Below are 18,151 nucleotides of genomic sequence, written 5' to 3'. Positions count from 1 at the left end.
CTCCTGGCCATGGAACCCGCTCCCTGCGATTGTTACGTTAGGTTTCAGTGGGCTACCCAGATCTCCCTCCGGGCCAAAAATCTAGTGCTTTAATGGGTGTATAAACCCGGTGAGCTTTGCATGACTGACGATCTTGATCCGGCTTTGCAGGTAGACGTATTGGCCGCCGCCCTACGTCTGGATCACCAAGACACAAACGATCTACTAGAATTTTTGGCCCAAAAGTTAGAGCAATCCTTGCCCCAGGCTACAACCGTGACTCGCGGCGGGGGTTTGTTTGCCAAAACGCGCCCGGTCAAGGAAATTTTGGTGCGGTTTGATGACTACCACTACCAGATCACCCGCGAAAAGCATGGTGCCCTGACCGCCAAGGTCTTAAAGCTGGTGCGGGGCGTGGTCCTAAAGACGACTCAAGTTTCGGTTGACCAGTGGACAGAAGACGTCGCTCAGCAGCTGGTGCAGGCATCGCAGCAGAGCGCCCAAACTCGGGAAGCCCTGCATAAATTCGTCCTGGGAGGGTGATCGATGCCTTTTTGGGAATCGGCGAATGATAAAAGTCGGCGCGAGGCCCAGGAAGCCACCCGCAGAGCGCTGGAGCGGGGCCAGATACCCTACCGCGCCCGCCATCGTCTAGAAGAGCAGCGCAAGCGGGGCGATCGCTTTTTTACCAGCGACCTCAGCTCCAACGAGCACCTGCTCACCCGCGAGGCAGGCTACGAACCCATTGGGCTGGTGATGGGAACCGCCTTCTATAAGGTTAGCTATTGGGGCTACTTCAATGGCTACCGCAACACGACTGGCGAGCTAACCAGTCTCAGCCAGGCTCAGCTGGCGGCGCGGGAACTGGCGATCGCCCGGCTCCAGCAGGAAGCGACCATCCTGGGTGCCCACGGGGTGATCGGCGTGCGGCTAAAACTGGGCGGCTATGACTGGAGCGCCCGGACGGTGGAATTCACCGCGATCGGTACTGCTATCCGCATCCCCGATCGCGCCCCCGACCCCAACCCCTTCACCAGTGACCTGAGTGGCCAGGAGTTTTGGCAGCTGCACCAGGCCGGCTACTACCCCCGAGGCCTGGTGCTGGGCATCTGCTCCTACTACGTCCACACCGACTGGAACACCCGCAACATTACCAGGGGAGGCTTTTTGGGCAGAGGCAGCAGCCAAAATCAGGAAATTGTCCAATATACCCAGGGGTTTCAGATTGCCCGTCACCTGGCCGCAGAGCGCCTTACCGCCGATATTCAAAAGCACGGCGGCGAAGGGGCCGTGGGCATGCACATCGACATGGGCATCGAAGATATCGAGTACGAGGTCAACGACACGAAGTATCACGACCTGCTGGCGCATTTTGTGGCGGTGGGCACGGCTATTGTGCACGATCCGCAGCCTGCGGCGGGCGATCGCAAATCCCCCCTGCTCTACTACAACCTCGCCGACGGCAAAGTCGCGCAGCTTACCACCAACCCATCCTCCACCCACTGAACCCTATGACCAACGCTCCTTCCTCCTCCGATCTGCCAGTCCACGCCCGCGAACGGCTGGCGGCTATGCGCGGAAAAGACGAGGCTCACCGCCTGTTTACCAGCGATCTAACCGTCAATGAATTTTTGCTGGTCAAGGAAGCCGGGTTCGACCCCGTGGGCATGGTGGTGGGCTGCTCTATGTATCACATCGGCTTTCAGTGGGCGGGCGTCAACCAGAATATGGAGATGACCGTTCTGTCGCAGGCGATGTACCATGCCCGGGAGCTGGCCATGAGCCGCATGGAAGCAGAAGCCGACGCGCTGGGTGCCGACGGCATTGTGGGCGTACGGCTAACGGCCAAACACATGGAATGGGAACCTAACCTGGCAGAATTTGTGGCGATCGGCACGGCGGTTCGTGCCCGTGACCACGACATTTCCTACCGCACGCTAGATAACAAACCCTTTACCAGCGACCTCTCCGGGCAGGACTTTTGGACGCTCCTGCGGGCGGGCTATCGGCCTGTGGGCATGGTGATGGGCAACTGCGTTTACCACGTGGCCTACCAGGGCATTGGGCAGTGGTTCAAAAATATGGGTAAGAACGTAGAGATGACCAACTTTACGCAGGGGTTGTACGACGCTCGCGAGCTAGCCATGGAGCGGATGCAGGCCGAGGCCACCCACCTCAAGGCCGAGGGCATTGTGGGGGTGCAGCTACACGAGGGGCGCTATTCCTGGAGCTCCCACGTGATCGAGTTTTTCACGGTGGGAACGGCGGTGATTCCCATTCGCGCCGATCACCACATTCCCACCCCGCACCTGATGCTGTCGGTAAACGATTAGGGACGCCGCCAGTAGATTGCCATCGACAGGCCTTCCAGCCGCCAGAGGGCTGGCCGCCGGAAGCTCACTGCGCCATCGCTACCAGCCCGCCTTGAGCGGCCCAGTGTTTCATGACTGGCCGCCGCTTCTTTGAAGTTGTGTCACGGGTAAGAGGCGGCGGTGTCTCCGGTCTGGTTAAGTTGAAAGCAGGCTCTTTGAGGTGCGTGATGATTCCAGCCTGGTTGGCGATTGCGTTAGTGGGGGTGGCGATCGCCGCCGCTTCCAGCCTGCTCAGCTCCCGCGACATTAAGTGGTTCAAGCAACTGCGCCGTCCCGACTGGCTGACGTTCGAGTTTGCCATTCCGTTCGTGTGGACGGTGGTGTTTATCTGCGGCGGCTGGTCGGCCTACATCGTCTGGCGGCAGACCCAAAGCTGGTGGCTGATGGCGGGATATGCACTGCTAGAGCTGCTGATTGTCAGCTATACGCCCGTCATGTGCAAGCTGCGGAGTCTGCGGGTGGGGATGGCGATCGGGGCGGCGGGGTTTGTGTTTGGCCTGGTGCTGGCCTGGTTTGTGGTGCAGGTAGATACCAATGCGCTGCTGCTGCTGCTGCCCTACCTGCTCTGGAGCCCGGTGGGAACGCTGATCACCTGGCAGATGGCGCAGCTGAATCCGAATGAGGCCTGACCTGGCTGATGGCGATCGCCGCCGCGTGGCAGGTACTACTTAAATACCGTTGAGAGAATAATTGTGAGGGTGGCGCTGGCAATCAGCGTAAACGCCAGCTGCACCACCCACTGGGTGCCCTTTTGGTAGGCATCAAATTTATCGTTAGAGCGTTCCATATCCGTAGAGAGCTTGTCTATTTTGTCAGACAAACTTTGCATCTGGGCCGATAACCCCTGAATGTTAGGCTCTTGATTCGGTGTTGTGGTCATTTGCGTCAGCACCCCAGACGTCAGTGACTCCAGTATTCCCATAGTACGCGATGAGGACCGGAGGCACTGGTCTGGCATTAATTGCAGCAGCTGTGCTGGCTGGCAGCGGGGGGCACGTCGTTAGCCGGGTTTTCGTTGAAGAAGTTCAGCGGTTTGAGCATAAAGCCAATGTAGGCCACCGGCATCACCGGCCAGTCTTCGGCGCGGGGCACGTGGCTGTGGGCAAAGGTGTACCACACCACCAGGTCGGTGTTGACTATGGGGCGATCGCGCTCGGTCCACTTCGGCAGCCCCTCGCCGCCGGGGTGCTGGTTGGGGTAGTTGCCCGCCGGAAATTTTTCCTCTTCCGCGTAGGGGGTCACCCACAGGTGCTGGGTCATGTAGGTGGCGCGCTTGGTGACGCTGGCGCCCGATCTAGCCATGGGCAGGGTGTTTTCACCCGGCATCAGCTTGTAGGCGGTGGGGTAGCCCATGGCGTTGGTTTCCGTGGGGTTGACGATCTTCCAGTAGCGGGCCTTCATGGGGTCGATCAGGCGCTGGGCCGCCTGTTCGGTGGTCAGCAGGGTCGACTTGGCGTAGAAAGCGTTGCCGTAGGGATTGTGCTCCTCCTCTTCGGGTTCGATATCGACTTCATAGACCGAGTTTTGCAGGCCGTCAATGCACATATCCATCCGCACGTTAAAGATGTGCTGGTGGACCGGGGCGTAGAGCTGAGGGGCAATTAGAGTGCCGTACTTGGGCGATTCGCCGGGGGGCACGGCGGCGGTGCTGACCATGCCCGTGAGCTTGACCTCGTACTGAATGGTGCCGTCCTGGTAGAAGTACCAGAAGAAGCCGTACTCGTAGTTGCCCACGGTGGCGATGAAGGAGACCACCAGGCGGCGCGACCTGCGCACCTCGGTCTCTTCCGTGCGCCAGTCCACGTGCTTCCACAGCACGCCAAAGTCTTCTTCGTGGAGGCAGACGGCGTGCTCGATCTGAGCCACTTCGCCGCGCGAGTTGGTCATAAAGGCGTCGAAGTAGTAGATTTCGCCCAGGCAGTCGCAGCCCAGCTTGAGGGAGTTGGCTAGGGTGCCGACGCCGTACTCGCCCACGTCGAAGGCGTTTTTGCGGTAGTGGTGGGGCTGGGGGTCGCCGTAGGGCACGGTCATCTCCGCCAGGGAGGCGCGGTAGAGAATGGGCCGCTCTTCGCCGCCGTCGTTGTAGGAGACGGTGTAGAGCACCAGGCCCTCACGGGGGGTGAAGCCGATGCGCATTTTCCACTTTTGCCAGCAAATCTGGTGGCCCTCGACGGTGAAGCTGGGGCCTTCGGGCTGAATAATCTCCAGCGGCTTGAGATCGGTGCGGAAGTTTTTGATGTACTCCTGGGAGTAGTTGCCGTCCCTGGGGGGCAAGGGCACCACGCCGTAGTCTTCGACCCGGATCACCTCCATTTTGTTGAGGTCAACGACGGGAATGACCCCTTCGATGGGGCGGGCGTAGCCGTTGTCGGTGGGGTTGGCCCGCACCCAGCACAGGGCGCGGGAGAGGCGCACGCCCTCTTCGTCAACCAGGCCGTAGTTACCGGCAGACCAGGGGTCGACCATGACCAGACTGGTGTCGGTAATGCCGCGCTTGGCGATCGCCGCCTGAAATTCTGGGCAGGCCTTGACCGCCTCCTCGCACTCGATGAACTCATCCAGCATGATCGGCGGCTGCACGCCGGGAATGTGTTGCCAGGAAGTAACTTTGCCCTCGGTGATGGAGACAATCGCCTCGTAGGTCTGCGCCGTGGCGTTGTCGAGAATGATCGCAAAGGCTTCACGGGCGATGGGATTCCCCGGCTTAAAGTTCAGCACGGTCTCCTTGGCTGGTTCGTGGAGAGTGACGGTGGCAAAGCGGGTCGTCGCGCCCAAAGACTTCTCCTGGCGCAAAATCGTGACCGCAACGGCAATTTCCTCAGGGGTGAGGGGTTCGAGGGGGTGGGCAACGGCGATCGCGGTAGGACGATCTTGGGCAATGGTCATGGGATACGCTCCTTGATGGGTAGTTGAGTGGATGGGTAGATGGGTGGATGCGTAGATACTGTGTTGGCCCGAGATCGTCAAGGGACAGCCAAGGCCGATTTTTGGGGTTTCAGCTTTTCAGGATCGTAGAGTTGACCTGAGGACAACACGCCGTAGACGATACGAATGAGCTTGTGCATAGCAGCGCCGATAATCGCCATTTTGGTTTTGCCCGCCGCCGTTAGGCGCTCACACCAAGGGTGAAGTTCTCGGGCATGGCGCAGGAAGGCGATGGCCGGGAAATACAGCGCTTTTCGCATGCGGGCATTGCCAATCTTGCAGAGTCGGGTTTTGCCCTGCACTGATGTGCCAGAGGTATGTTCTTGGGGCGTTAACCCCGCATAGGCAGCGAGCTGACGAGCGGAGGTAAAGGCATGAATATCGCCGATTTCAGCCAGCAGCCGGGCGGCGGTATCGGGGCCGATGCCCACGATGGAGACCAGCAAGTCCGCCTGGGCCTGCAAGTGCTCATGGCTCTGGATATGACTGCGCAGCTGCTTTTTTAACGCCTTGACCTGGGCTTCGAGGAAGGTGATGTGGGCTTGAATATCAGACTTTAGCGCGTCGGAACTGATGGCCAAGCGGTTCTTCTCCTGGGTCAGCATGTGGGTGAGGGCATCGAGACGGCGGGTGTACTCTTGTAGCGTTTGGATGTCCGCTGATGACGGTTGCCAGGCACTGGGCTTGAGGTCACGGCAGAACTGGGCAATCAGCGTAGCATCAGGGCGATCAGCTTTGGTGCGCTTGAGTTGGCTTTTGGCGTAGCCGTGAATCCGCACCGGGTTGACAATGCTGACCCGGTAGCCCTGCTGGTGGAGCGCTGTCGCTACACCATGGCCATATATACTGGTCGCCTCTAGGCATACATGGGCCGTCTTCACCCCGGCCTCGATTAACCACGCCTGCAAGGCGGCATAACCCACTTCGGTGTTATCAAAGGTCTGATACTGGGGTTTGGCACGCTCTGGAAATAGAATCGCCACATGTAAGGTGGCTTTGCTCACATCAATGCCAACGGGAATCAGGTTTTGAGTCATGGTTCGATACTCCTGATGACGGCAAGGGGGCAGATCGCTCTCAGCGCTATCCTTGTTATCCAGCTTGGGAATCTCAGGACTCCCTAATATACTGTCCAGTCTGCTGGCGGCAATCTAGGTCAATGAAAGGGGGAGGCTCTTGTTCTACATAGCAAGCTCCAAAGGGCTTTAGGGTGCGTCCAGAGTCACTCCTAGGTCTATTTTGGGCCAAACCTTACATACAAGGGTGGGTTAGGCCCCAGGAAAGCTGTGCTGTGCCCTTATCCCCTGATTTGGCCGTAACCCACCGCTCGAGCAATAGGGCAAAAGAGCAATTGGAGATTTTCGGTGGTGATGGTGGGCTCTGCCCACCCTACGTGGCACCGACGGGAATGGGGGCGGCCTCTTCGGCTTCTGCCAAATCGGCCAGCAGGGATTCGGCGAGCTTGCGCTTGGCGTCGGGGTCCATTTTCTTCAGCTCGTTGTGCAGCACGCGCTCGTTCACCGACTGGTTCCAGTAGTCGAGCGAGTCAAAACCCAGCAGAGCCGACTTGCCAACGAACTGGCGCAGCACCTCGTTGGTCGGCCCCATCACCCAGCCCGCCTTGCCGTCGCGCAGGTAGCGCTCGATTTCCATGTCTTTCTTAAAGCCGGAGCCGCCGCAGGCGTGGAGCATTTTGTCGCAGACGTGGGCCACGTTCTTGGCAGCCTCGAACTTGATCTGCCAGTACCAGTGCAGGTAGGCGGCGCGGGGCAGGGCGCTTATGTCGGCGTGGATCGTCCAATCACAGTTGTTGGTGAGCTGATCCATCAGCTGCCCCATGGAGAAGGTGAACATGCGACAGGCGCTGGTGTCCATGATCGCCTCGCCGAAGTAGTCCTGAATGGTGGGGTAGTCGGCGACGCGCATGCCCACATCGACGTGCTTTTTGCGGGTGACGTGGGCCTTGGCGATGTCGATCGCCCCCAATGCAATCCCATTCCAGCAGGCCGAGGAGCAGAGCAAAAAGAAGGGGTCCACAATTTCGTCGTTGGAGGCGGTGCCGTCGCCCTCGGGGCCAACCATGCGATCGCGCGGCACCGTCACCCCATCCACCAGCAGCGTGCCCGACTGGTTGCCGCGCAGGCCCAGGGCGTCCCACTTGTGAGGCTCGGCCTGCACCTCATCGGCGTAGATGAGAAAGCACGACAGGTCAGAGAAATCGCCGTCGAAATGGGGGCTGGTGGTCTGCACAATGTACCAGTCGGCAAACCCCGCCGAGGTCGTCCACGACGCCTTCTTATTCACCTGCCAGCCGTCGGGGGTCGCCGTGGCCTTAGAGGAAACGGGGTACCAGAAGTGCGATCCGGTTTCGGGGTCGGAGTAGGACAGCGTGCCGATCAGCACCTCGCTATCCAATCGCTTCAGCAGACTTTGCAGTTCCGGACTTTCGTGGGCACGAAACAGCGCCGCCGCCACCGCCCCCAGGTGCATGGTGTAGCACATCGCCGTGCTGGGGCAGCCGTAGCGGGCGATGGTTTCGACTACCATGGCGGCGCAGACGTGGTTCTCGCCCAGACCGCCCCATTCTTTGGGCACGAACAGGCTCAGGAGACCTAGGGAGGCCAGAGCCTTAAAATTCTCGCGGGGGTAGATCAGGCCGCGATCGGAGGCGATCGCATTGGGCCTGAGCACCGCCGCACACAGATCGATCAGCTTCGACTGGAGTTCCTGCTGTGCGGGCGTCAGCAACCACTGGGGGTCAAAATCTTCGCTGAGGCCAGTAAAGGGGAGACCGTTCCAGGTTTTGGTGGACATAGGGGTGGATGGGTAACAGGGTGGATGGGTAAGGGAGGTGGGGGGGATGGGGAAGGTGAGGGAGGTAGGGAAGAGGGGTAGGGTGGGTTAGGCCGAAAATCCAACTGTGGGTGAACCGATCGCCTTGGCTATGGCCGTAACCCACCACTCGGGGAATTGGACAACTCCTCCACCCTGGGAGGGGTGCCCGGAGGGCGGGGTGGGTTTCCAGAGACTGGGCTAACCCACCCCTGCCCCTCCCAGGAGGGGATCTTCTGTCGCAATGCCTTCTGCCTCATAGGGAATTGGGCCACCAATCCAAAATCCAAAATCGCCAATCCAAAATCGTCAGGCGATCGCCATCGCCGCCCCCAGCGGATCCTCGCAATAGCTCGCCAGGTGCGGGCTGCGGTAGCCGTCGTTGCGCCACAGAATGGGGAAAAAGCTCTCGTCCATTTCCGTATCGCCCACCCGCTTGTAGCGCCCATAGATGTAGCCCTGGGGGTTGGTGGGGTGGAACCGGGCGGCGGCGGGAATGGTGTGCAGGCCAATGCTGCGGAACATGCCCTCGGTGCGGGTGGTGGGGCCAAGGCCGTGCCAGGTGCGCCCGTGGTGGAAGGCGCAGCCCCCGGCGGGCACATCGACCACAACCAGCTCAGGCTCAGGAACTCCGGCATTTTCAGCCGCTTGCAGCATGGCCCAGCGGTAGTCCTTGGTGGGGGCGTGGAACTCGCCCACTACGTCAGTGATTGGCCACTTGTGGGAGCCCCGAGCGTACATCAGGGTGCCGTCGGCGGCGGTGGCGCGATCGAGGGCGACCCAGCAGGTCATCATCTGGGCAGGCTCGAGAAAGTCGATGTAGACGCCGTCCTGGTGCATGGCGATCGCCTGGGCACCGGGCGGCTTCATCCAGAGGCTGTCCTGGCCAATGCGGGCGCCCTCCCACCCGGCCAGCGTGGCGCTGAGGCGACCAATTTCTGACGAGAGCACCAGGCTGGCGATGGTGCGATCGCTCTTCCAGCCGTTGCAGATCTCGCGGGTGATGTCGGGCAGGCTCATGCGCGGCCGCCAGTGCCACTCGTCGGGGTAAATGCCGGTTTCAAACTCGCCGTGGAACATCGGCTCCAGGCGGCTGGCCAGGCGCTGGGTAAACTCCAGCGGCAGAAAGTTTTCCAGAATCAAAAACCCATCGTTTTGAAACTGCTGAATCTGCTCTGGGGATAGCTGAATGGGTTGATAGTCCATTGCAAACAGGGTGTTTAGGTGCAGGGGAACACGGTGGGCGGCCAGGCAATTTTTAGATAGAAAAGCCGCTTTGAACTCAACTTAGTTGACAAATTCAGGGGTGCCCTATCTACTTGTTATAATAAGTTCTCCCCCCAAAGATTATGTGTCCCCCGTTACCCCAAGCCGAATCTTTGACCAGTCTGACCCTTGAGCCCGGCATTTTGCACATCGCCGCCAGCGACTTTGACGCCCGCCCCATGAGCTTTCTCACCGCCGATAGCCAGCGCACCGGCTACGAACCAGAGCTGGCGCGACACCTCTGCGAGCAGCTGGGCCTTACCCCGGTGTGGCACAACCTGCCCATGGCCAAGTTCTACACCTGCCTGTCCACCGGCAAATACGATGTCGTGTGGTTTAACCAGGCCATTACCCCCGATCGCCAGCAGGTGGTCGATTTTACCCAGCCCTACGGCCTGTTTGACGAGGCCGTGCTGGTCAAACAAGACAGCGGCATTGCCGCCATCGCAGATCTGGCCGGTAAGCGGGTGGGCGGACTGGCTGAGAGCACCAACATTGCTCTGGTAGAGGGGTTTCCCGGCGCGATCGCCGTACCCTACCCCGGCAGCGACCAGGTGCTGCCCGAAATGCTGGCGGCGCTGCGGGCCGGAGACATCGACGCGCTGATTGACGATGAGCTGGTGCTGGTCGTCGCCGCCGAGGAGGATGATTCCCTGGAAATCGCCTTTACCCTGCCGACGCGGGTGCCCTTTGCGATCGCCACCCCCAAGACCAACCCAACCTTGCAGGCGGCCCTCAACGGCGCGATCGCCGCCGCCCAGGCCGATGGCACCATGGCCACCCTCTGGGCCGAGTGGATTCCCTGGAAACCATTCCCCTTCGGGTAGGGCATTCCTCCAGGGCTGCCCCTGAGATCACTGCGAGATTTACTGCGGCTCGGCCTCTGGGCGCGTGTGCCAGTAGGCCCAGGCAATGAGGACGCCCTGCAATGGCAGCCTCACCCACAGCAGCACCGGGCTAATGGCCGGAAACAGCTCCCCATGGGTTGCCATGTGAACATTCGCCGGAAATACCGCAATCAATAGCGCAATCAGCCCCCAGGCCGCCAGCTGGCTATAGCGCGGCAGCAGCAGCAGCGCTCCCAGCAAAATCTCAAACACCCCACTCAGCGCCACTAAAAATGAGTGCCACGGCAGGTACGGCGGCATCATGCTCACGTAAAAAGGCGAGTTCAAAAAATGGTTGGTCCCGGCAAAAATATAGAACAAAGCCATCAGATATTTCGAGATTTTCTTGAACCGATGCATACTGAATTACTCTGCAAATAAAAGAATCTCAACTAAGCTGGGCAGCCAACCTGGGGGAGGCAGAAAAATCCTTTCACGCTGCGTCTTCCCAAGGGAAAATGTTCCCCTTGAGGGCCGCCTTCTGGTCACGGTTTCATCGTTAGAAGCGGTTGCCCCGGCGGCGCTGGCCACTGCCCTAGCCGTTGAGACTGCTCCAAACCGCTATCGCCGCTATCGATAGAATGTCACTCTGTAGGGCTGCTCCTGCCGGGGAGTATTGCGGTTGACCAAATCAGCCAGGCTGCGGGTGCTGTGAATGATTTCCCAGCCCACAGGAGAAAAGGTTTGGGCATTAAAAATTCGCTCTGACAGCAGTGGATTGGTCAACGCCTGAGAAAACGCATCAATGCCAACCAGTCGCCCAATCAGGGGGGCTAGGGCTGAATTGTCTCGCACATCTTCAGCGTTCAGTCCAACATAAAACTCAACTCTATCGACATTTCCGTACAGGGCTTTCAGCAGGGTTTGCGCTTCTGGATCGCTGGTAATTTGGTTGAAATCGGTAACCCGTGGGTAGCCAGCCATGGCGCGATAGTCGTTATAGCTAGCCATTTGAGCCAAACGCCCCAGTCTAATGCTGGCCAGCTCAGTCGCTGCGATTAAAAAATCATCGGTATTAAACAAACCAATTCGCCCCGCTGGCTGGGTGCAGGTTTCCTCAAATAGGCTGCCCAGGCCCCTATCAATCACCATTTGATTATTCCACAGGCTGGTAACCATAGGCATATCTTGACCGTTATAGATAAGGTTGTCTGGCAGGGCACTGTGCCAGCGATACACCAAGCTAAATTCCATCGTCATCCAGTTGGTGCGATACCATTTCTCCTTCGTAAACAACGGCGGATCGACAAAGAATTTAAAGTTGTAGGGCGTCAGATGGTTGATGTATTCCTCCACCACAATTTTCATGATCACAACCATCAAAATATTTCTGGCCGTCTGAAAAAGGCGCTCGTCATCCCAGGCGGGGTAAGCCTTTGCTAAGACCTCGCACAGTCGGTTATGCTCTCGCAGACAGAGTACGTTTAGCATTACGTAGCCAATCTGCACGTTGGCCCGCTCAACGCCCATGGCAAACAGCTTAGATTTCAGCGCCGGGTCAAGCCTTTTTTCATCGCTCAGGGGATCGTACAGGCCTTCAAATTCGGGCTTGACAATCCCATTTTCAGGATCTGCGTAGTAAAACAGCGGATACTCTTCGCTATTGAGGATTTGGCTCTTGAGTTTGCCGCCCTCAAAGCGTCTCAGCATGTGGGTTGATGCCGGAGTTAGACCATAAACCGGGCTGAGATCGATCTGGTGATTAGAGGTGTTTTTGAGCGGGTTGCGGCCATCTTTGCGCAGAAAACCATCGGTAAACCACTGCACCCAGTAGGGAAACAGCAGCGTCGATTTTTCGGAATAGATGGTGACAGGACGATTATCTGCGTCGCGTCTTTTTTTAAACAAAACGGCCAGGTCATCGAGTTCTGGCAAATTCCCGTCTCGATTGAAGTCTGGATCGGGAGGGAGATGGCGGCCCGTGTAGGTGCGATCGCTGAGCGATTCCCAAGATGTGTAGACATCGGTTTGCTTGGGGATGCCTTTTCCGGTGACATATCCCTCAACCGCAGCAAATCTCTGGTCGTCGGTTCCCGGAATAAACGGCTCCAGGGTCACTAGGCTAAAGGCATTGGGGCGCGTGGGCACCTTATAGATGGCATTGTTAATCAAAACCTTATTGGCCAAGCGGCTCAGAACGGGGCTGCTTTGCACAAAAGCCCAAAACCACTTAAACCTGGTCAGCGCCAGGGTCTGAAGTTTGTTGATCCAGCCATCCCTTGAGGTATCCCGTCCTGAAGCCATGGGGTTCTACTCCTTAGCAACGTTTCACAGCCGTTGCTGCGATCGTAGGCGATGACAACCCAGCGGGACGATTTTTGAAGAGATGCTAATCCTTGACCAGGTGACAGGAGACTTGTCCACCTGGAGAGGATGAGCTAGATTTGAATTATTCCATCGAAGGAATATCCTGCTTCCATGGTCTGGGAGAATACGCCGACGAATTTGGGGAATGGTGGGAAACGCTATTAAACAGTGAGAAAGAGTCTATAGCGGCATCCGTTCAACTCCTGGAGGAGTTTGGACCGTCCCTGAGATTCCCCCACAGTAGCGGTGTCAACAGCGAGAAGAGGGCTTACTCGATGGCTAAGAAATTTGCAGAGCTGAGATCTCGCATGACGCCGAAATCACAGGCGCGTGTAACAGCAAAGGCTGCCGCTATGCGCGCAGAGATGCCCCTACAAGAGATTCGGCAGGCTCGGGGGCTATCTCAGAAAATGCTGGCTGAGATATTGAAGGTAAACCAACCTGCGATCGCCAAAATGGAAAAACGCGCCGATGCCTATATTTCAACCCTCCGCAGCCACATCGAAGCCATGGGTGGAGAGCTAGAAATTATTGCTCGCTTCCCCGAAGGCTCAGTCAAAATCACCAATTTTTCTGGATTGGATAGCCCTATGGCGCTTCAGGCCCCAATCCAAGATCCTAACGCGAATTTGATAGATTTACCCTAAGCGAAAATAGAATACTTTTGCTCATGAGGGCAAAATTTATGCAGCACATTACTACGCTATCGCTGCTGTATAGAGGTATACTTTCGCATGATCGAGCGTACTCCATATAAAAGCATATTCTATTGTTATGAGGGAAGACATTAATCCTTCCTTTTTATAAGGAAAAATATTAATTGATATTCCTTCAATAAGGCAATATTCATCTTCTTCTTTGTCAGAAATATAGCCTCCATTATGCATAAACTTATTTCTCACTCTTCGAAGATCATCAATGCGATCACGGCTATCCTGCACGGCAGAAAGGTCGATGCCGACATATCCAGTTAAATACTCATGAAAAACTTGAAGAGCACTTTTGCCCTTAGTTCTCCTGCATATTTGAGGCAAGTCTCGTTTGTATTTTTGATAATCACACAGATTTTTAGCCCAAAACTCCCAATAACTGTATGTGTTCATCAGCATGTCAGGCTTAATGAGATGAGAAAATCCATGATAGGCTGCTTGTGATTTGTCCGCATCTGCATCTTCTGCTACAGTTGGTGCTGCCTCATCTTCTGTAAGTGCGATCTCCATCAATTCAAATTTTTTGTGGAAGTAATTTCTTAGACTTCGATAGTCTCTGTCAATACTTTTAGCAAGCTTCATTGTTTCGAGGTTATTGACCTTCTGGGTGCATTTTGGCGAGAGGTTCCTTATGCTATACAAAGAACCTCCTACGGTCAAACACAACCCATGAGTGATCTAACCGTCAGCGTACGACTGCCTAGAGACCTGTTAGGAGCCTTAGACATTCCCGAAAAACAGCTGGCCAATCAGGTGCTTGAGCTGGTTGCGCTAGAGCTGTTTCGCCAGGGGCGCGTCTCTGCGGGCAAGGGCGCAGAGATCTTAGCCATCTCCAAGTGGGACTTCATTCAACTTCTAGCTCGGCACCAGGTGCCTTATTTTACTGAATCTGTCGCTGAGCTAGAAGCCGAAATTGCTGCTGCAGAAGCGTTGATGGAGCAGTTGACCGAGTGATTGTTGTTTCCAATGCAGGGCCAATTATCGCCCTGGCGCGAATTGAGCACCTGTTTTTACTCCAAGATTTGTATGGCGAGTTGGTCATTCCAACTGCGGTTCAACAAGAGGTCGTTTGTTTACCGACAGATCTCCCCGGGGCAAGGGAGGTTAAAGCAGCATCTTGGATTGAGGTTGTCGGCGTGTCTGATTCAATTGCCGTGAGTTTTTTGCGAGAGAGATTAGACGCAGGCGAGAGTGAGGCGATCGTGCTCGTTCTTGAGCGCCAGGCTGATCTATTGCTCATAGACGAAGCTAGGGGACGGCGGATTGCTCAGGCCAGAGAAATACCGCATATCGGGACTCTGGGCATTCTCGTTTTGGCCAAACGTCGAGGCTTAGTTGAAACAGTGACGCCTTTATTGAACCAACTTCTCGCGGCTGGCTTTCGCATGGATGGTGGTTTGACGCAAACCGTTAAGCGACTGGCTGGAGAGGAATAGAGCTAGCTACGACGCTGGGCTCTGCATCACGTATCAACGGCTACAAACTTGTCATAACAAGTTGGCTTTACTGAGACCATTCTTGCTGCGCTGCAACCCTAGGAGGTCTCACGGTGACTGGAGTATTAACGCGGACTGACACCTCAACCGATCTAGAGCGCTACGTCTACGCCGAGGGGCGCGCCGAGCTAGTCAAGCAGGTGCGCACCAAAATCGACGAATTGGGCATTCAATATATTTACTACCAGTTTGTCTCCATCACCGGGCGCATTGTCGGCAAGGGCATCCCCGCTGACTACTGGGAAACCACCGCTGAGAGCGGCTTTCAGCTGGTCTACGGGGCCACGGTCAACCTGGCGATGGATCGCCGCAGCCAGTACCTGGGCTATGGGCCGGAAGCGGCGGAGCTGGTGGCCATTCCAGATCCCGAAACCTTTTGCCAGCTGCCGTGGGATAAGCGGGTGGCGCGGGTCTACTGCGTCTGCTTTCGCAACCGCGAAGAGGAGGTGGATGCGGCGGCGTTTCTGACTGGCGACTGTCGCGGCAACTTTAAGCGCATCCACGCTGAGTTTCAGGCCAAGCACGGCTTGCAGCTGCGCCACGGCTGCGAGCCGGAGATGATGTGGCTGAAAAAAGGCCCCGACGGCAAGCCCAACGGCGGCGTTACCAAGCCCAACTGCTACCACATCGACCAGTTTGAGGAGCTGCGTCCGGTGTTTTTGCGGGTGATTGAGTACGGGCGGGCCATGGGGCTGGACATGATCCAGGGCGACCATGAGGATGCGCCAGGGCAGCTGGAACTTAACTTTATGTTTGACGATGCGGTGCGGACCTGCGATCGCCTCACCACCTACCGTCAGATCTGTGCCCAGGTGGCCCGCGAGTTCAACCTGATCGCCTGCTTTATGTCGAAGCCGTTTATGGGGGTGTCGGCCTCGGGCTGCCACCACAACCTGTCGCTGTGGCGGGGCGGCGATACAGCCATTAAGATGTTTGGCTTCGAGAGCCTGCCCGGTCTAGAGGGCAACTACACCTACAGCCAGGGCGGCGAAAACACGTTTATGCCTGTGGAAGGCACCTCCAAGCGCATTCCCGGCCAGGTGGGGCTGCACTGCATTGGCGGCGTGATCGAGCATTTGCCTGCCCTAACGGCGATCGGCTGCTCGACGGTTAACTCCTACCGCCGCCTGTGGGATGCGGGCTTTTGGGCTCCGGTTTACTCCGACTGGGGCTACCAGAACCGCACCTGCGGCCTGCGGGTGTCGGCCCCGGGTCGGTTTGAGTACCGCGCCGTAGATTCGATGGTGAACCCCTACCTAATGGCCGCCGCCATTCTCAAGGCCTTTGACGACGGCCTCAGCAACCAAATCGACCCCGGTCAGCCCGAGCAGCGCAACATCTACGAGGCGATGGACAGCGGTAAGCAGGTGAAAAAGCTGCCGATGTCGCTGGGGGAAGCGCTGGATGCGCTGGCCACCGACGAGGTGATCCAGTCGGCGCTGCCGGGGGAGATGTACCGCCTCTACGACCAGTACAAGCGCGACGAGTGGGAGCGGTTTTTGGCCACCACCACCAACTGGGACATGGAGAACTACATGGACTGCCTGCCGTAGGGGTAGATGGGTGACGGGGTAGATGGGTGAGAGGGTGGGCGGGGCTTACCGGGCTTAACATTGCAGTGCTTTATCTAAACAATAGCGTTGCCTACTATACAGAAGCCAGTCACTATCTCAATGAGCATAAAAGAGCCTATGGGCGTAAATCCTTTCAGGAGACAAAAAATGTCTGAAAATCGCAAAAAACGGTGGCCTAAGATTTGGCCGTCGTTGTTCATGGCTACGGTCGTTCTCTGTTTTGGGGCTAGCTTTTTGCCCATGGGCATGACCCAGGCCAGCGCTGCCGTACCGCCCATCGAAAGTACCGTGCCCACCAGCTGTGGCAGTGCTGCGGCCAGTCCCCGCCACTACAGGGTGGCGGCCAGCCCCGAGACCGTGCACTGGGGCTACTACAGCAAAAATCTGGCTCCGGTGATTACGGTCAATTCCCAGGACTATGTCACTTTGGAAACCATTACCCACCACGCGGGCGACGACTTCGATCGCATGATTTCCGGCGACCCGGCGATCGAGGCGATTTACCACTGGACCGCTGAGGAGAAAACGGTGAGCGATCGCGGCCCCGGCGTCCACATTCTCACCGGCCCGGTCTACGTGTGCGGGGCCGAACCCGGCGACCTGCTGGAGGTGAAAGTTGTCGATCTGATGCTGCGGCCCAGCGGCAACCCCAAGTACGGGGGCAAAACCTTCGGGTCTAATGCCGCCGCCTGGTGGGGCTTCCAGTACGACAACCTGAAAACCGAACCCAAGCCCCGCGAAGTGATCACCATCTACGAGATGGACCCTGCTAACGACTACGCCACCGCCGCCTATCGGTTTAAGTGGATGCCCCAAACCAGCCCCGACGGCAAGGTGCACGAAACCATCGACTATCCCGGCGTGGTGGTCAACCACGACACCGTTACCGAAATCGAAGAGACGCTAGAAGGAGTAAAAGTGCCGCTGCGGCTGCACCTCGGCTCCATGGGCGTGGCCCCCAGCGAGGCCGATGTGGTCGATTCCATTCCGCCCAGCTACTTTGGGGGCAATTTGGATGACCGCAACATTGCGATCGGCACCGCCATGTACTATCCGGTTGCCGTACCCGGTGCGCTGTTCTCCGGCGGCGATGCCCACGCCTCCCAGGGCGACTCAGAGCTGGACGGCACCGCCATTGAAACCTCGATTACCGGCCTGTTTCAGTTTGTGCTCCATAAAAAAGCCGACCTGGCGGGCACCATTCTGGAGGGGGTAAACTACCCGCTGCTCGAAACCCCAGACTCGTGGATTGTCCACGGCTTTACCTACCCCAACTACCTGGAGGCCCTGGGCGAAGACGCTCAGAAGGAAATCTACACACTGTCGTCCCTCGACCCGGCGCTGAAGGATAGCTCCGCCAAGCTGCGCGACTTTTTGATGAACGGCATGAACCTGAGCGAAGACGAGGCCTTTTCGCTAATTACCGTGGGGGCCGACTTCGCCATTACCCAGGTGGTGGACGGCAACTGGGGCGTACACGGCATTATTCCCAAGGGCATTTTTGACCCGGCCAACGTGAAGCCCAAGCCCGCCGTGAGCTAAGCGGCCCGGAGCGCTGAGCCAGCACCCAGAACGCCAGTGCCAGTCCGGTATTCGCTGCCCCTTGTTCCAGTGCTCTGCATTGAGATTCTCGTCGGAGGCTCTGCCTCCGGCAATGGGCACCAGGCTGGGGGCGGTCATTTATAGCCTTCGTCACGTTAGTTAGGGCACTGAGAGACGTTGAGAACGTTCAAACGTTCGAACGCTGGCTCTGAGAAATGCCCTACCCTACCCGTCGGCTGCTATCCACGAAATCCGATTTGG

The 18,151-nt window shown here is 57.5% G+C and carries 18 protein-coding genes; 10 read left to right on the top strand and 8 right to left on the bottom strand.

The window, feature by feature from the left end; genetic code table 11:
- Positions 1 to 120: 120 nt before the first annotated feature.
- The 4 genes from LEPTO7104_RS0117440 to LEPTO7104_RS0117425 all read left to right on the top strand — a co-directional run bounded on the left by LEPTO7104_RS0117440 (position 121) and on the right by LEPTO7104_RS0117425 (position 2,980).
- On the top strand, positions 121 to 522 hold the full coding sequence (locus tag LEPTO7104_RS0117440; RefSeq protein ID WP_017299867.1) for a hypothetical protein: 402 nt from the start codon (positions 121 to 123) through the stop codon (positions 520 to 522).
- A 3-nt stretch (positions 523 to 525) separates the two neighbouring features.
- Positions 526 to 1,485, top strand: a complete 960-nt coding sequence (locus tag LEPTO7104_RS34325) for a heavy metal-binding domain-containing protein (protein ID WP_017299866.1) — start codon at positions 526 to 528, stop codon at positions 1,483 to 1,485.
- 5 nt (positions 1,486 to 1,490) lie between these two features.
- Positions 1,491 to 2,312: a heavy metal-binding domain-containing protein gene (locus LEPTO7104_RS0117430; protein WP_026072809.1), complete on the top strand. Its 822-nt coding sequence runs from the start codon at positions 1,491 to 1,493 to the stop codon at positions 2,310 to 2,312.
- A gap of 206 nt (positions 2,313 to 2,518) precedes the next feature.
- On the top strand, positions 2,519 to 2,980 hold the full coding sequence (locus LEPTO7104_RS0117425) for a TspO/MBR family protein (RefSeq protein ID WP_017299864.1): 462 nt from the start codon (positions 2,519 to 2,521) through the stop codon (positions 2,978 to 2,980).
- 35 nt (positions 2,981 to 3,015) lie between these two features.
- On the opposite strand, the gene LEPTO7104_RS0117420 is transcribed toward LEPTO7104_RS0117425, so the two are convergent.
- The 5 genes from LEPTO7104_RS0117420 to LEPTO7104_RS0117400 all read right to left on the bottom strand — a co-directional run bounded on the left by LEPTO7104_RS0117420 (position 3,016) and on the right by LEPTO7104_RS0117400 (position 9,314).
- Positions 3,016 to 3,231, bottom strand: coding sequence for a ssr2422 family thylakoid membrane protein (locus LEPTO7104_RS0117420; RefSeq protein WP_017299863.1), 216 nt, complete (start codon positions 3,229 to 3,231; stop codon positions 3,016 to 3,018).
- A 77-nt stretch (positions 3,232 to 3,308) separates the two neighbouring features.
- Positions 3,309 to 5,237, bottom strand: a complete 1,929-nt coding sequence (locus LEPTO7104_RS0117415; RefSeq protein WP_017299862.1) for a primary-amine oxidase — start codon at positions 5,235 to 5,237, stop codon at positions 3,309 to 3,311.
- 77 nt (positions 5,238 to 5,314) lie between these two features.
- A complete protein-coding gene (locus tag LEPTO7104_RS0117410; protein WP_017298187.1) occupies positions 5,315 to 6,313 on the bottom strand; it encodes an IS110 family transposase in 999 nt (332 codons plus the stop codon).
- Between the two features lie 352 nt (positions 6,314 to 6,665).
- Complete coding sequence (locus LEPTO7104_RS0117405; RefSeq protein ID WP_017299861.1) at positions 6,666 to 8,090, bottom strand: acyl-CoA dehydrogenase family protein; 1,425 nt, start codon at positions 8,088 to 8,090, stop codon at positions 6,666 to 6,668.
- Positions 8,091 to 8,417: 327 nt separating this feature from the next.
- Positions 8,418 to 9,314, bottom strand: coding sequence for a phytanoyl-CoA dioxygenase family protein (locus LEPTO7104_RS0117400; RefSeq protein ID WP_017299860.1), 897 nt, complete (start codon positions 9,312 to 9,314; stop codon positions 8,418 to 8,420).
- 173 nt (positions 9,315 to 9,487) lie between these two features.
- On the opposite strand from LEPTO7104_RS0117400, the gene LEPTO7104_RS0117395 reads away from it, so the two are divergent.
- Positions 9,488 to 10,201, top strand: coding sequence for a substrate-binding periplasmic protein (locus LEPTO7104_RS0117395; RefSeq protein ID WP_026072808.1), 714 nt, complete (start codon positions 9,488 to 9,490; stop codon positions 10,199 to 10,201).
- Positions 10,202 to 10,240: 39 nt separating this feature from the next.
- On the opposite strand, the gene LEPTO7104_RS0117390 is transcribed toward LEPTO7104_RS0117395, so the two are convergent.
- Both LEPTO7104_RS0117390 and LEPTO7104_RS0117385 read right to left on the bottom strand, forming a co-directional pair.
- The gene (locus tag LEPTO7104_RS0117390; protein WP_017299858.1) at positions 10,241 to 10,621 is read right to left on the bottom strand and encodes a DoxX family protein; all 381 of its coding nucleotides are present in this window, start codon (positions 10,619 to 10,621) and stop codon (positions 10,241 to 10,243) included.
- Between the two features lie 210 nt (positions 10,622 to 10,831).
- Positions 10,832 to 12,505 (bottom strand): peroxidase family protein, encoded by a 1,674-nt coding sequence (locus LEPTO7104_RS0117385; RefSeq protein ID WP_017299857.1) that lies wholly within the window; start codon positions 12,503 to 12,505, stop codon positions 10,832 to 10,834.
- A 338-nt stretch (positions 12,506 to 12,843) separates the two neighbouring features.
- Here LEPTO7104_RS0117385 and LEPTO7104_RS0117380 point away from each other — a divergent pair, with 338 nt between their 5' ends.
- The gene (locus LEPTO7104_RS0117380) at positions 12,844 to 13,215 is read left to right on the top strand and encodes an XRE family transcriptional regulator (protein WP_026072807.1); all 372 of its coding nucleotides are present in this window, start codon (positions 12,844 to 12,846) and stop codon (positions 13,213 to 13,215) included.
- Between the two features lie 51 nt (positions 13,216 to 13,266).
- Here LEPTO7104_RS0117380 and LEPTO7104_RS0117375 read toward each other — a convergent pair whose 3' ends face one another.
- A complete protein-coding gene (locus tag LEPTO7104_RS0117375) occupies positions 13,267 to 13,860 on the bottom strand; it encodes a hypothetical protein (protein ID WP_155523679.1) in 594 nt (197 codons plus the stop codon).
- An 87-nt stretch (positions 13,861 to 13,947) separates the two neighbouring features.
- On the opposite strand from LEPTO7104_RS0117375, the gene LEPTO7104_RS0117370 reads away from it, so the two are divergent.
- From LEPTO7104_RS0117370 to LEPTO7104_RS0117355, 4 genes are all read left to right on the top strand, one after another.
- Positions 13,948 to 14,232 carry a UPF0175 family protein gene (locus tag LEPTO7104_RS0117370; RefSeq protein ID WP_017299854.1) on the top strand — a complete coding sequence of 95 codons (285 nt, stop codon included), beginning with the start codon at positions 13,948 to 13,950 and terminating at the stop codon, positions 14,230 to 14,232.
- Positions 14,229 to 14,714 carry a PIN domain-containing protein gene (locus LEPTO7104_RS0117365; protein WP_017299853.1) on the top strand — a complete coding sequence of 162 codons (486 nt, stop codon included), beginning with the start codon at positions 14,229 to 14,231 and terminating at the stop codon, positions 14,712 to 14,714. Before LEPTO7104_RS0117370 ends, LEPTO7104_RS0117365 begins: the two co-directional genes overlap by 4 nt.
- Before the next feature lie 113 nt (positions 14,715 to 14,827).
- Positions 14,828 to 16,327, top strand: coding sequence for a glutamine synthetase family protein (locus LEPTO7104_RS0117360; protein WP_017299852.1), 1,500 nt, complete (start codon positions 14,828 to 14,830; stop codon positions 16,325 to 16,327).
- Positions 16,328 to 16,546: 219 nt separating this feature from the next.
- Entirely contained in the window at positions 16,547 to 17,890 is a 1,344-nt protein-coding gene (locus LEPTO7104_RS0117355; protein WP_017299851.1) for an acetamidase/formamidase family protein, read from the top strand.
- Positions 17,891 to 18,151 lie beyond the last annotated feature (261 nt).

Origin of the sequence: Nodosilinea nodulosa PCC 7104, assembly GCF_000309385.1 — a bacterium.
Lineage (GTDB): Bacteria > Cyanobacteriota > Cyanobacteriia > Phormidesmidales > Phormidesmidaceae > Nodosilinea > Nodosilinea nodulosa.
Note: the sequence above shows the minus strand (reverse complement) of the source record. Positions and strands in the feature narration are given on the sequence as shown.

Bases quoted from the DNA above. Each gene is read 5' to 3' on its own strand.
- LEPTO7104_RS0117440 (WP_017299867.1), top strand. From the start codon at position 121: ATGACTGACGATCTTGATCCGGCTTTGCAGGTAGACGTATTGGCCGCC.
- LEPTO7104_RS34325 (WP_017299866.1), top strand. From the start codon at position 526: ATGCCTTTTTGGGAATCGGCGAATGATAAAAGTCGGCGCGAGGCCCAG.
- LEPTO7104_RS0117430 (WP_026072809.1), top strand. From the start codon at position 1,491: ATGACCAACGCTCCTTCCTCCTCCGATCTGCCAGTCCACGCCCGCGAA.
- LEPTO7104_RS0117425 (WP_017299864.1), top strand. From the start codon at position 2,519: ATGATTCCAGCCTGGTTGGCGATTGCGTTAGTGGGGGTGGCGATCGCC.
- LEPTO7104_RS0117420 (WP_017299863.1), bottom strand. From the start codon at position 3,231: ATGACCACAACACCGAATCAAGAGCCTAACATTCAGGGGTTATCGGCC.
- LEPTO7104_RS0117415 (WP_017299862.1), bottom strand. From the start codon at position 5,237: ATGACCATTGCCCAAGATCGTCCTACCGCGATCGCCGTTGCCCACCCC.
- LEPTO7104_RS0117410 (WP_017298187.1), bottom strand. From the start codon at position 6,313: ATGACTCAAAACCTGATTCCCGTTGGCATTGATGTGAGCAAAGCCACC.
- LEPTO7104_RS0117405 (WP_017299861.1), bottom strand. From the start codon at position 8,090: ATGTCCACCAAAACCTGGAACGGTCTCCCCTTTACTGGCCTCAGCGAA.
- LEPTO7104_RS0117400 (WP_017299860.1), bottom strand. From the start codon at position 9,314: ATGGACTATCAACCCATTCAGCTATCCCCAGAGCAGATTCAGCAGTTT.
- LEPTO7104_RS0117390 (WP_017299858.1), bottom strand. From the start codon at position 10,621: ATGCATCGGTTCAAGAAAATCTCGAAATATCTGATGGCTTTGTTCTAT.
- LEPTO7104_RS0117385 (WP_017299857.1), bottom strand. From the start codon at position 12,505: ATGGCTTCAGGACGGGATACCTCAAGGGATGGCTGGATCAACAAACTT.
- LEPTO7104_RS0117380 (WP_026072807.1), top strand. From the start codon at position 12,844: ATGGCTAAGAAATTTGCAGAGCTGAGATCTCGCATGACGCCGAAATCA.
- LEPTO7104_RS0117375 (WP_155523679.1), bottom strand. From the start codon at position 13,860: ATGAAGCTTGCTAAAAGTATTGACAGAGACTATCGAAGTCTAAGAAAT.
- LEPTO7104_RS0117370 (WP_017299854.1), top strand. From the start codon at position 13,948: ATGAGTGATCTAACCGTCAGCGTACGACTGCCTAGAGACCTGTTAGGA.
- LEPTO7104_RS0117355 (WP_017299851.1), top strand. From the start codon at position 16,547: ATGGCTACGGTCGTTCTCTGTTTTGGGGCTAGCTTTTTGCCCATGGGC.